The 13,273-nt window shown below is 64.7% G+C and carries 11 protein-coding genes; all 11 read right to left on the bottom strand.

What is annotated here, in order from left to right; all coding sequences use genetic code 11:
- Window positions 1-161: 161 nt before the first annotated feature.
- Window positions 162-2,501, bottom strand: a complete 2,340-nt coding sequence (locus tag H5T60_04725; GenBank protein MBC7241729.1) for a vitamin B12-dependent ribonucleotide reductase — start codon at window positions 2,499-2,501, stop codon at window positions 162-164.
- A 134-nt stretch (window positions 2,502-2,635) separates the two neighbouring features.
- The gene (nrdR, locus tag H5T60_04730) at window positions 2,636-3,079 is read right to left on the bottom strand and encodes a transcriptional repressor NrdR (GenBank protein ID MBC7241730.1); all 444 of its coding nucleotides are present in this window, start codon (window positions 3,077-3,079) and stop codon (window positions 2,636-2,638) included.
- A gap of 361 nt (window positions 3,080-3,440) precedes the next feature.
- Window positions 3,441-4,556, bottom strand: coding sequence for a cell division protein FtsZ (ftsZ, locus tag H5T60_04735; GenBank protein ID MBC7241731.1), 1,116 nt, complete (start codon window positions 4,554-4,556; stop codon window positions 3,441-3,443).
- Window positions 4,557-4,643: 87 nt separating this feature from the next.
- Window positions 4,644-5,846 (bottom strand): cell division protein FtsA, encoded by a 1,203-nt coding sequence (ftsA, locus tag H5T60_04740; GenBank protein MBC7241732.1) that lies wholly within the window; start codon window positions 5,844-5,846, stop codon window positions 4,644-4,646.
- A 116-nt stretch (window positions 5,847-5,962) separates the two neighbouring features.
- Complete coding sequence (locus H5T60_04745) at window positions 5,963-6,826, bottom strand: FtsQ-type POTRA domain-containing protein (GenBank protein ID MBC7241733.1); 864 nt, start codon at window positions 6,824-6,826, stop codon at window positions 5,963-5,965.
- Window positions 6,827-6,835: 9 nt separating this feature from the next.
- Window positions 6,836-7,969 (bottom strand): D-alanine--D-alanine ligase, encoded by a 1,134-nt coding sequence (locus H5T60_04750; protein ID MBC7241734.1) that lies wholly within the window; start codon window positions 7,967-7,969, stop codon window positions 6,836-6,838.
- Between the two features lie 17 nt (window positions 7,970-7,986).
- Complete coding sequence (gene murB, locus H5T60_04755) at window positions 7,987-8,958, bottom strand: UDP-N-acetylmuramate dehydrogenase (GenBank protein MBC7241735.1); 972 nt, start codon at window positions 8,956-8,958, stop codon at window positions 7,987-7,989.
- The gene (locus H5T60_04760; GenBank protein ID MBC7241736.1) at window positions 8,945-10,363 is read right to left on the bottom strand and encodes a UDP-N-acetylmuramate--L-alanine ligase; all 1,419 of its coding nucleotides are present in this window, start codon (window positions 10,361-10,363) and stop codon (window positions 8,945-8,947) included. Before H5T60_04760 ends, murB begins: the two co-directional genes overlap by 14 nt.
- Entirely contained in the window at window positions 10,348-11,010 is a 663-nt protein-coding gene (locus tag H5T60_04765; GenBank protein MBC7241737.1) for a hypothetical protein, read from the bottom strand. The genes H5T60_04760 and H5T60_04765 overlap by 16 nt, the downstream gene beginning before the upstream one ends.
- Window positions 11,011-12,117 (bottom strand): undecaprenyldiphospho-muramoylpentapeptide beta-N-acetylglucosaminyltransferase, encoded by a 1,107-nt coding sequence (gene murG, locus H5T60_04770; protein ID MBC7241738.1) that lies wholly within the window; start codon window positions 12,115-12,117, stop codon window positions 11,011-11,013. It lies immediately after the preceding gene.
- The coding region (locus H5T60_04775) for a cell division protein FtsW (protein ID MBC7241739.1) at window positions 12,053-13,273 on the bottom strand (1,221 nt) is incomplete at its 5' end. The genes murG and H5T60_04775, both read right to left, overlap by 65 nt.

Genomic DNA, 13,273 nt, shown 5'->3' on the forward strand with positions numbered 1-13,273 from the left:
TTCCGAGCTTAATCAGGAAATGGCGCACGCCGCGCACGGTCAGTATACTCTCCTGGATAATTTCCCCCGCATTATAGCACCCGCCGGCAGGAATGCCAAGGACGCGAAAGGGCCTTCCGCCGGCGCCGGCGGAAGGCCTCACGGTGACTCCTATGCGGGTATCACGCGCACTGGGAATAGCCGCAGTTGCGGCACACCGCGCACCCCTCGCCAATCTCCAGCAGGTTCCCGCACTCCGGGCATTCGGGCGACAGGTCCAGCTTGGTATGGATGCGCACGGTAGAAGTGCCGTTGCCGCCGTGGGTTTCCACATAGCGCTCCAGTGCCTTGCCGATGGCATCCGCGCAGGAGAGGATGGAGCTACCGTTGTGCCAGGAAGGCGAGGGACAGCGGATGCCCTTGAGCTGGTCGTAGATTTCCTCGGTGGCGACGCCGGAGCGCAGGGCCAGGGAGATCAGCCGGCCGATGGCCTCCGACTGCGAAGCGGTGCACCCGCCCGATTTGCCCATCTGGATGAAGACCTCGCACAGGCCGGCCTCATCCTCGTTGATGGTCACGTACAGGTTGCGCCCGCACCCCAGCGGGATCTTCTCCGTGATGCCGCGGGTGACCGCCGGCCGCGGCCGCGGTATGCGCTTTTCGGGACGTTCCCTCTCCGTCGGCGGCTTTTCCGCCACTTTGGCGCCCACATTGAGCACCTGCACCTCGCGGCTTCCCTCACGATAAATGGTCAGCCCCTTGCACCCCAGCCGATAGGCCAGCAGATACGCTTCCTCGATCTCCTGAGGCGTCGTCTCAAAGGGGAAGTTGATCGTCTTGGAGACGGCATTGTCCACCCACTGCTGGAACGCCGCCTGCATGCGGATATGCCATTCGCCGGCGATGTCCCGCGCCGTCACGAAGATGCGCTGGAACTCACGCGGCACGTCTGGGTCGCCCTGCACGGAGCCGGTCTCCGCCACCCGCCGCACCAGTGCCGGCGAGTAGAAGCCTTCCTGCCGGGCGATCTCCTCAAACAGCGCGTTCATCTCCGGCAGTTCGTCGGCATCCAGGACATTCTTGCGGGTATATGCCAGGGCGAAGAGCGGCTCGATGCCGCTGGAAACGCCGGCGATGATGCTGATGGAGCCGGTCGGAGCGATAGTGGTCGTCGTGGCGTTGCGGATGCCGCGCCGGGCGATCTCGCGCCGCAGGACCTCCCAGTCGAAGGCCGGCGCATCGGACAGCACCAGCGGCATGGTGGCCGGCTCTCCCTCCGCCCCGCGGAACGGCAGGCGCCCCTGCGACAGCACCGATTCCTTGAAGGCCGGGAAGCTCCCCCGGTTCACCGCCAATTCCATCGATTTCTCATGGCTCCAATAGGCGATGGCCTCCATCACCTTGGCGCCGACGGTCGTCGCTTCCTCAGAATCATATGGGATGCCCAGTCTTATGAGCATATCCGCGAAGCCCATCACTCCCAGCCCGATCTTGCGGGTCAGCTTGGTGGCCTCTTCTATCTGCGGCAGGGGGAAGCGGTTGATCGTGATCACATTATCGAGGAAGTGCACCGCGGCATAGGTCACCTCTCGCAGGCGTTCCCAGTCAATGCGGCGGTCGGGTGTCACCATGCGCACCAGGTTGATGGAACCCAGGTTACAGCTCTCATTGGGCAGGAGCGGCTGTTCGCCGCAGGGGTTGGTGCTCTCGATGGCGCCGAGATGGGGCGTGGGGTTGTACTGGTTCATGCGGTCAATGAAGATGACGCCCGGCTCGCCATTGGTCCATGCCGCCTCGACGATGGCGTTGAAGACCTCGCGGGCGTTAAGGTGTGCGACGACTTCGCCGTTGCGCGGGTTGATCAGGGGATAGTCCTCGCCGGCCTCCAGCGCCCGCATGAACGCATCGGTCACCGCAACGGAGATGTTGAAGTTGGCCAGCACCCCCTCCGTGCTCTTACAGCGGATGAAGCTCATGATATCAGGATGGTCGACGCGCAGGATGCCCATGTTGGCACCCCGCCGGCGCCCGCCCTGCTTGATCACGTCGGTGGCGGTATCAAACACCCGCATGAACGAAATGGGGCCGCTAGCCACCCCGCCGGTCGAGCCCACGATATCGCCGGCCGGCCGCAGGCGCGAGAACGAGAAGCCCGTCCCACCGCCGGATTTGTGAATCAGCGCGGTGGCTTTGATGGCATCAAAGATGCTGTGCATGTCGTCTTCCACCGGCAGGACGAAGCAGGCGGAAAGCTGGCCCAGCTCCGTGCCGGCGTTCATCAATGTGGGACTGTTGGGGAGGAAGTCCATGCTCGCCATCAAGGCGAAGAATTCCTCCGCCCGTCGGGCCACATCCGCGCCCATATCATACAGGCGGTCTGCCGCGGCCACAGTATTCGCCACCCGCGCGAACATTTCCTCGGGCGTCTCACACGGTTCCCCGCGCGCATCCTTGCGGAGGTAGCGGTGCTTCAACACCTTCAACGCGTTGGCGGAAAGCTGTACGGTGGTGATCGTTTTCATATTTCCCCCTATTTCCATCCCATTTCAGCAGTGTCGTACAGCAGAGACAGGAATCCCAACAGCAGACGAACCGGCTTCCGCCGGCGGCTGTCCACCCGGCAGTCTAATCCAGGGGCGGTATTGGATGGGCGAAGTTATTCGAGGAGGCGGTCGATTTCCCGGCGCAAACTTGCCGCGTCAGCAATCGGAAGATATACGGACGCAAATCGGATATACGCCACTTCATCCAGCTCGCGCAGACGGTCCATGACCATCTGTCCGATTTGTTCGCTGGTGACTTCAGTCTTGCCGCTGTTCAGCAGTTCCGCCTCGACCTGATTGACGATATTCTCAATGGCCTCGCTGGAGACCGGCCGTTTGGTGCACGCTTTGCGCAGGCCCAGCAGTATCTTCTCCCGGCTGAAATCTTCCCGCCGGCCGTCCCGCTTCACCACCTGCAGGGCATGCGCCATCACCCGCTCATAGGTGGTGAACCTCTGCTGGCACTTCTTGCACTCCCGCCGGCGGCGGATGCCTCCGCTCGTCTCCCGGGTATCCACCACACGTGAATCTTCATAGCCGCAGTACGGACACTGCATCTGTCAGCTTCTCCGTCTTTGGAAGTCTGCCCTTCCTCGCGGCAACCCCAAATCATTTATACCACTATATATAGTAGCTTGCATTTCATGATGGGCTACCTGTAGCGTCACAGCACCTCCATCATACCACAAGTCGCCAGATATTTCAAGGGGGAAAAGCTTAAAAAACGGGGCGTCTGACAATTTTTTAATACAAAGCGCCCCTCCCCGGATATATACCCGGAGAGGGGCGCCTGCTGGCAAAAGGGCGCGAATACCCTCCCATCATGGGGCGAGCATGGGAACGCTACAAGACAGGCCGGGGGCGGACGGCCTGTTTGCCAGCAGTCGCGAAGCAACCGCCTTTCAATACGGCGCCGGGTCAGTCGCCCCGGAACCGCTTCTGTAGGAAGGGCGGCAGTTCGTCACCGTCGCCGGAAGCGCGCCACATATCCTCAGGAAACTTGATGACCGGGGCGCGCTGTTTGGTCTTGTCCGCCGGCGCGCCGGCGCTCTGCCGCTTCTGCGCCGCGTCAAAACCAGTGGCGATGACCGTGATCTGTATCTCATCGCCCATGTCCGGCTCAATGGCGGCTCCGAAGATGATGTTCGCCTCGGGATCCGCTGTCCGCCGGATGATGTCCGCCGCCTCCCGCACCTCGTGGATGCCCAGGTCCGGGCCGCCGCGCACATTGATGAGGATGCCGCGGGCGCCGTCAATGGCCACATCCAGCAGGGTGTTGCCGATGGCCTTCTCCGCGGCCTGCACGGCGCGGTTCTCGCCGCTGGCCCGGCCCACCGCCATCAGCGCCGAGCCGCCCTCCGCCATAACGGAGCGCACATCAGCGAAGTCCACGTTGATGAGGCCCGGCAGGGTGATGATTTCCGAAATGCCCTGAATACCCTGCCGCAGGACGTCATCGGCGACCTTGAAGGCGACCGCAATAGGCGCGCGGCGGTCCACAATCTGGAGCAGGCGCTCATTGGGGATGACGATGAGGGTATCCACGTTGCTCTTGAGCTTCTCCAGCCCCTCTTCCGCGATCTTCATGCGGCGCTTGCCCTCGAACTCGAAGGGCTTGGTTACCACGCCAATGGTGAGCGCGCCGGCCTCCTTGGCCAGACTAGCAATGACGGGCGCGGCGCCGGTGCCGGTACCGCCACCCAAGCCGGCGGTGATGAACACCATGTCGGTGCCATTCACCAGCTCGCGCAGTACCTCCGTGGACTCCTCCGCCGCTTTGGCGCCGATAACCGGGTCCCCGCCGGAGCCCAACCCTTTGGTGAGCTTCTCACCGATGCGCACCTGGGTCGGCGCCAGGGACTGTTGGAGCGCCTGGGCATCGGTATTGATGGCGACGAACTCGACGCCGTGGATGCCCTCCTCAATCATGCGGTTGACAGCGTTGCATCCGCCTCCACCTACGCCCAGCACCTTGATGCGGGCAAAATGCTCCAGGTGCCGGCCTGCCTGAGTCAAATCATCTCTCGGTTTCATGTCGCCCCCCATTGTGCTGCGTATTTTGCATCATGTTTTGTGCTGTACGACGTCCCACCATCCACCGTTGGGAAAACTGGCCTCAGCCTAGCTGGGCAAAATCCTGCTCACCCACTCTCTCAACCATCCCCTCCACGTGCCCTCATCTCCCGGCCTTCTCCTCCCATCCACATGCGCTCCATACCGGTTCGCCCACTGCAGTAACCCCACTCCACACGCATAGGCCGGGTTCGTCACTACATCCATCAAGCCGCGCACCCCGCGCGGGGTCCCCACCCTGACCGGCATATGTAACACTCGACGGGCCACCGCCCGAATTCCCCCCAACTGCGCCGTGCCGCCGCACAGCACTACGCCCGCCGGCAAAAGGCCGGCATAGCCCGAACGCGTGATCTCCTCCCCCACACGGGTGAAGATCTGCTCCACCCGGTCGCCGATAATCTCCGCCAGCAGTTTGCGGGGAATACTGCGCCGCGGTTGGTCGCCGAAGCCCTCAATCTCCACCATCTCGCCTTCCATCACGTCAGACGGGTCGGCATAGCCACAGCGCAGTTTGAGCTCCTCGGCCGCCGGCGCCGGCATCTGCAAACAAATCACCAGGTCACGCGTGATGAGCTGACCGCCGATGCCGATCACCGCGCTGTGCCATACGCTCCCCTCCAGGAAGATAGCCACATCGGTCGTGCCGCCGCCAATATCCACTACCACCACACCGCTCTCGCGCTCTTCGGGGGTGAGGATGGCCTCGCCGGCCGCCAGCGCCTGGAAGATGACCCCCTCCACCTGCACGCCGGCCGCCCGCACACACTTCATCAGGTTCGCCATGGCGCTGGCCGGCGCCGTCACCAGGTGCGCCTCCACCTCCAACCGATGCCCGAACATCCCGATGGGATTGCGGATGCCGTCCTGCCCATCCACCGTGAAACTGCGCGGCACCGAATGCACCAGCTCATGCGAGGCCGAAAGGGCGATCCCCAGCGCGGCTTCCATCGCCCGGTCCACATCATCCTTGCCGATGCCGCGCGCGGAGCGGGAAACGATGGTGGAACCGCGGCTGTTGACACTGGCGATCTGCACCCCGGAAAGGCTCACCACCGCCTGCTCGATCTTGACCCCGCTCATGCGCTCTGCCTCAGCCAGCGAGGCCTGGATGGCCTGCGAGGCTTCCTCGACGTTCACCACGGAGCCTTTCTGCATGCCCCGCGCCGGCACGGTGCCCATGCCCACGACGCGCAGCTCTTCACCCGACAGCGCCTCCGCCACCAGCGTGCACACCTTTGTGGTTCCCACGTCGATTGCAAAGAGCATGCGTTCCAACGGCCCTTCTCCCGTGCGATCTGATGCAAAACAGCGTTAAATATTCCCATTTCGTCTCTATTTTATACAATTATACCGATATCAGCCAGCTACCGCCAGTATGCGCGCGATTCGTACCGCAGATCCAGCACCCGCGCCGAAATCCCTTCCCTGGACAGCTTATCCAGCAGGGCCTGCAGTGCGGCCGCGACCACTTCCATATCGCGCTCGGGGCGCGTAAGCACGCGGTACCCCTGCGGGATATCGAAGAACAGCCCGTCGGTGGAGCTGTAGCCCACAATCCGCACCCCAGGTATCAGCTCGGCCAGCCGGCCAGCCGCCTCCACCACGCGCGCTTCCACCCGGTCGCCGGCGGCGCGCACTGGCCCGTCCTGCTCCACGATGATCAGCGGGTTCTCCAGTTCCCCCAACCGGGGAAACAATACCCCCTCCTGATCCACCCAGTACTGCACCTCGTGATTCTGCCAGATGGCCGCCGGCGTCCGCTCCGTCACCAGCACCCGCACCCGCGCCGGCAGGTCACAGCTCACCTCGGCGCGCGCAATCTGCGGCAGGGACTCCAGCCGGCGGGCGATGGCCACCGGGTCCGCGTAGAAAATGCTCAGCCCCTCCAGGCCGGCCGCCTGCAGAAGGTCCTGTCCCCGCACCCAGCGCGCCCCCTCCACCTCCACATCCCAGACATAAAAGTCCGCGCTGATGAACATGTATGCCAGCAGGCCGGCCGCCGCCAACAGCAGGACCCAGGCGCAGGCCTTCGGCAGGAGGAACCGCCAACGCGCCCTGGTAAGCCGGTGTACCCGCAGACGCCCGGTGCCGGCCGCGGTGGTGCTGTAGTTCCGCATGGCCCCGCGCGCCTGCGAGCGCGAGGAGCGGCGCGCGCCGGCACGCGGCCGGCGGCCGGCGTTCGCGGCCGCTGTCCTTGTCCTGTGCCCGGTCCCTCGCGCGGCGGTCATCCCCTAAACTCACTCCTCCAGCTCGGGCGCATAGCGCGTCAGCGAGCGGTTCTTATCGGCATGGCGCTCCAGCGCCAGGTCAATCAGCCGGTCAATCAGCTCTGTATACGAAATGCCCGATGCCTCCCACAGTTTGGGATACATCGAGATGGAGGTGAATCCCGGGATGGTGTTCACCTCATTCACATACGGCTCGTTCGTCTCCCGGTCCAGCAGGAAATCGACACGCGCCATGCCGGCGCAGTCAATGGCGGTGTACGCCCGAACAGCCAGCTCGCGGATGCGCTCCGCCAGCGTATCCGACAACGGCGCCGGAATCAGCAGTTCGGAGCGCCCCTCGACGTATTTCGCCCGATAATCGTAGAACTCCCGGCAGGGCACGATTTCGCCGGGCACCGAGGCGATAGGGGCATCATTCCCCAGCACCGAGACCTCGATCTCGCGGGCCGGCACTGCCTTCTCCACGACAATCTTGCGGTCATAGGCCGCCGCCACCCGCAGGGCTTTTTCCAGCTCCGCCCGATGATGGGCCTTGGTGATGCCCACGCTGGAACCCAGGCAGGCCGGCTTGACGAAACAATCGTAGCCGATGACACGTTCGATCTCCGCCGCCACGCCGGCCGGATCCGCTTCCCAGGCCCGCCGCTTGACCACCATATACGGCGCGACAGGAAGACCGTGCGCCCGAAACACCGCCTTGGCCACCGCCTTGTCCATCGCCACCGCCGAGGCCAGCACGCCGGCGCCCACGTACGGCAGGTTCGCCAGCTCCAGCAGTCCCTGGATCGTCCCATCCTCGCCGTACGGGCCGTGCAGCACCGGGAACACCACATCCAGCGGCAGGCTCTGCAGGACGCACTCCCTCTCTCCCGCCGGCGCCAGCTCCAGCAGGGCCTGGCGGGAGGGATCCGCCAGCAGAGCCGCCGGCCGCTCGCGCTCCGCCTGTCCGCCGTTCAGCAGGGCCAGCGCGCTCTCCCCCATCACCCAGCGGCCATCCTGCGTGATGCCAATGGGGACAATCTCATATCGCCCCGGGTTCATAGCGCCTATCACGGAACGCGCCGAAATCAGGCTGATCTCATGCTCCCCCGAGCGCCCCCCGAAGATCACGCCCACGCGCAGTTTCGCTCGCCGCTCCGCCATCCGTTCGGTCACTCCATTCATGCGAACTCACCCACCAGTTCGATTTCCAGCTCCAGCTCCACGCCGTGCGTCCTCCGCACGCTCTCGCGCACCAGCTCGATCAGCCGCAGGATATCCTGGGCGGTCGCGCCGGCATCATTCACGATGAAATTGGCATGGCGCTCGGAAATATGCGCTCCCCCGATGCGCCGGCCCTTCAGCCCAGCCTCCTCAATCAGCTTGCCGGCATATCCGCCGGCGGGATTGCAGAAGACCGAACCAGCGCTTGGGCCGGCCGGCTGACGGGAACGCCGCAGTGACGCCAGCTCCGCATGCCGCGCCCGCAGTTCCGCCGGCTCCCGGCGTTCCACCTGCATTCGAAGCCCCAGCACAATGATATCCCGCCGGCCGCGCAGCCGGCTGGAGCGGTAGCCAAAGCCGCACTCCTCCCGCAACCATGCGCCGAGCCGGCCGGCAGGGTCCATCCACTCCACCTCAATAACCCGGTCGGCCAGGCACTCTCCAAAGGCACCGGCGTTCTGCACCACGGCGCCGCCGATCGTCCCCGGGATATCCGCCGCCCAGGTCAGCCCGTCCCAGCCCAACTCGATAAGCCGGCGGGCCGCCGCCGGCAGGGCGGCGCCGCTCTCCAGGTACAGCACCGCCTCCTGCATATCCGCCGGCGCCTTTTCCAGCGGGAAGCGCTGGCCGGCAACCTCGATGCTTATCGCGCAGGCGCGATTGTGCACCACCAACCCACGGATGCCCCCATCCCCGACCAGGATATTGGAGCCGCCGCCCAGCACAAAACAGGGCAGTTCATACGTCCAGGCCAGCTCGACGGCATGGATCAGGTCATCTATGCTCTGCACGGTCACAAACAGGTCGGCCGGCCCCCCGACACGCCAGGTGGTGTGCCGCGCCATTAGCTCATCGCGGCGCACCGCCAGGCCTAGGGTCTGCAGTCTCGCCTCCAGTTCCAGCAGGCCGGCCAGCTCAGCCCTGACCATGCCCCACCTCGCGCTCGCGCAGCGCGGCCAGCAGTTCCTCGCCCACGCGGTATCCGTCGCCGGCGCCCAACGTGATGACCACATCCCCGGGCGCTACATGCTCTACCAGATAGCGCCGCACATCCGCCAGCGCGCCGATATACTGCGCCCGGTCGCTCCGCATCATCTCGACCAACTGCGAGGCATGCACACTGCCGTCGTTCACCTCGCGCGCCGCATAAATATCGGTCACGATGACCCTATCTGCATCGCCGAAGCTCTGGGCGAATTCCGCCAGCAGGGCTTTGGTGCGCGAATATGTGTGCGGCTGGAAGACCGCCCAGATGCGCCGGCCCGGGAAGCGCCCCCGCGCCGCGCTCAACGTGGCGTGGATTTCGGTGGGATGATGCGCGTAATCGTCAATGACGGTCACCCCGCCGGCCTCCCCCTTCAGCTCGAACCGGCGCCCCACGCCGGCGTAACTGCCCAGCGCCGCCAGGATGCATCCCTCATCCAGACCCACCTGCATTCCGACAGCAAATGCCGCCAGCGCGTTCAGCACGTTATGATTCCCCGGCACCCGCAGTTCAATCGGCCCGAAGGAATGTCCCTGCCAGTGCGCCCAGAAGCGCTGGCCGCCGGCCGGGCTCCCGCCCGCCAGCTTGGCGCGCCAGTCCGCCACCCCCCAACCGTACGTGAGCATGTGCGGCCGGCCCATGGCGCACTGCTTTTCCGCCTCCAATGCCGCTTCCATGGCCGTCCGGCTCTCCGCGCAGATCAGCCAGACGCCGTCCCCTTGCGTCCGCGCCAGGAACGCGGCGTACGCCTGGCGCACATCCGCTAATGTCGGATAGCAGTCCACATGGTCCAGCTCAATATTGGTCACCACCGCCAGCCAGGGGGTCAGGCCCCAGAACATGCGGTCGTATTCGTCCGCCTCGATGACGAAATACGCACTGCGGCCGGCCCGTGCATTGGTCCCCAGGTTGGCCGTCACTCCGCCGACGATAAAGCCGGGTTCCAGGCCGGCGTTCGTCAGCATCCAGGCGATCATGGCGGTAGTGGTGGTCTTGCCGTGCGTGCCGGCCACCGCGATGACACGCCGGCCGGCCAGCAGTTCGCCCAGGAACTCCGCCCGTTTCCGCACCGGGATGCCCAGCCGGCGGGCCTCCTGGACCTCCGGGTTGTCAGCATGTACCGCCGATGAAACGACCACCACATCCGCCCCGTGTACGTTCTCGGCGCGGTGCCCGATGGTGACCTTTGCGCCCAATGATTCCAGGCCGGCCGTCAGCGCGCTGGCCTGCAGGTCCGAGCCGCTCACCTGCTCCCCCTGCTCCAGCAGGACTTTGGCGATGGCCGAAAGGCCGGTGCCCCCGATGCCGACGAAGTGCACTTTTCCCATGCGCATCACTTCAACTGCCACTTAAAGATTCTGCTCAACACCACCAACCCCAGTATGGCGGCCATCAAGATAATCACCCAGGGAGCGACGCTCTGGAGAAAGGGCTGTTGGGGCACGTTCTGGATAGCCACGGAAACGCCCTGCGGCGGAGGAGCGCCGGCCTGCAGGGCCGCCATCGCCGCCCGCTGTTCCATCGTCAGGCCCTGGAAATAACGCACCAAGAACTCCCGGAACAGCGAGACAGCGATGAAGCCGTTGAAGGCGCCCAGCACCCCACCCAGGATCCGGCTCAGCGGCGAAAGCCCCTCATCTTTGAAGGCCACCTTACTGCCCAAATAGGACAGCCCGATGAGGAAGAGCAGGGTCCAGAGCAGAAAGTTATACGGATTTTCCGGCGTGAAGATATCTTTCAGCTCCGCCTGCGCGCCGGCGGCCGGCTTGGGCCCTCCCGGCAGATTGATCAACACCGCCTTCAGGAGCTTCACGATCTGATTCGCGACTACCAGCAAAGGCGTCACCAGCTCCGGCTTGAACACCACCGCCACCAGCAGTACGAGCAGTACGGTGGTGACGGCCTCCTTCAACCACCCGCGCATGAAGCCCACCAATGCGAACATCAGCACGGCGATCAGGGAGATGGTCTGATAATCAATGGTGATGATCCCCATTTAGCCCTCCCCGCCGGCGGCCAGCCGGCGCAGTTCCGCCGCAATGCGCTCCGCCGCCCCGGGCTGAGCCAGGGCCGCGGCCTTTCGCCCCATCTCCAGGCGCCGGCTCTCATCCGCCAGCAGTCGGCGCGCGGCCGGCACCAGTTCCCGCGGCAGGTCCTTATCCTCCATCATCACCGCCGCGCCGCGCTCCATCAGAAACCGCGCGTTGGCGTACTGATGCTGGCCCGAATACGGATAGGGCACCAGCACGCTGGGCAGGCCGAAGGCGGGGAATTCCCCCAGGGTGGAAGCGCCGGCGCGCGACACCACCAGGTCCGCCGCCGCCAGCGCGCATCCCATCTCCTCTTCCAGATACTCGAACACGAGATAATGCGCCTGGAGCTCCGCCGGCATTTTGGCCCGCGCCTCCGCCACCCAGGGATAATCCAGACTGCCCGTGATATGCACCACATCCGCCATTTCCAGCAGGCTGGCCGCCCCTTGGACCACTGCCCGGTTGATACTGCGTGCGCCCTTGCTCCCGCCAAAGGCCAGCAGTATCGGGCGGTTGCCCTTCAGCCCCAGCCGGCGGAGCGCTTCATCCTTCCCCACCTTCAGCAGTTCCGGCCGCACAGGATAGCCGGTCACTACGGTCTTGCCCGGCGGGAAAAAGGCCTGCACCTCCGGGAAGGTCACCGCCACCTTCGGCACCAGCCGGCTGAGGAACTTGACCGTCAGGCCCGGCTCCGCATCCGGCAGGAAGATCAGCGCCGGCACGGCCGCCAGGCGGGCGGCGATGAGCACCGGCGCCGCGCCATAACCTCCCGTCGTGAAGACCACATGCGGGCGGAACCCCTTCAGTAGCCGGCGCGCCTGCCCGATGCCGCGCGCCAGCCGCACCAGGCTCCGGGCGACATCCCACGGCGCCCGCCCCCGCATCTGGCCGCTCTCCACGGTCTCGAACGGGATATCGGCGCGCGCCGCAAGGCGGGCTTCCACACTGCCCGGCATGCCGGTATACACCAGGTTCAGCCCATCCCCTTCCTGCCGACGCAGTGCTTCAACGACGGCCAGGATGGGATAGACGTGTCCGCCGGTTCCGCCACCACACAGCACTGCTCGCATGTCCGGCACCTTCCTCACCGGTCGCATATCGCGATATATTCAGCAGAACCCCCACGCCGGCCAGCGCGCTGATCAGCGAAGAACCGCCGTAACTCAGGAACGGGAGCGGCATGCCAGTCACCGGCGCCGCGCCGACCGCTACCGCAATGTTAATGAACGCCTGCAGGGTCAGCCACACCGTAATGCCCAGCGCCATCAGCATGCTCATCATATCCGGCGCGCGACGCGCAATCTCCAGCCCCTTGCACGCGATCCACATATACACGCCCAGCACCACCAGTGCTCCCACCAGGCCGAACTCTTCGCCGATCACGGCGAAGATACCGTCCGAATGGGGCAGGATCACGTTGGCTTTGACCTCACCGCCGGCCAACCCCTTGCCGAAGATGCCGCCGGCCCGCAGGCTCTGGATGAACCAGTACGCCTGGTCATCGGGGTCCACCCATGATGGCTGGCTCCACCGATTGATAAAGCTTTCCGTGCGATCCCGGGCATAGCCGGCGGAGAAAATGGTGATCCCCGCCACCAGCACGATCACCAGCAGGATAACCGCCACTTCCTTCGGATGTGCGCCGGCGATGACGAACATCGCGACCGCCACTATGAGCAGGAGAAGCGCCGTACTCTTATCCGGCTGGGCGAAAATCAAACCACCTACCACACCAAACATGAAACCGTAGGGTATCAGCCCGAAGCTGAAACTCTGCAGTTTATCCTTTTTCGATGACAGCCAGATGGCCGCGTACAGTATCATTGCCAGCTTGACGAACTCGCTCGGTTGCAAGGAACCGTTGAAGAGCGTCCGGGTGGCGTTATACCGTTTATCGCCCACCAACAGCACCAGGAGGAGCACGCTGATGGAGCCGATCAGAAGCTCGACGCTCCACTCTTTCCAGAACGAATAGCGCACCGTCCAGAACAAGCCCATCGCCGCCAGGCCGATGACCATCCAGAGGATCTGCCGGACGGCGTAATAGTTCAGCGACTCGTTCAGCGGGACAAAGCGGCCGGGGAGCGAGGCGCTGTAAATCATCAGGACGCCCAGGCACGAAAGCCCCAGCACCGCCACCAGCAGTGCCCAATCTGTGCCGGCAAAATTGCTCAGGTCCAATGCATTGTCCCAGCGCTTGCTCTCCAGCCAGCGCCGCAGGCCGGC

The organism is Anaerolineae bacterium, assembly GCA_014360855.1.
Classification (GTDB): domain Bacteria; phylum Chloroflexota; class Anaerolineae; order JACIWP01; family JACIWP01; genus JACIWP01.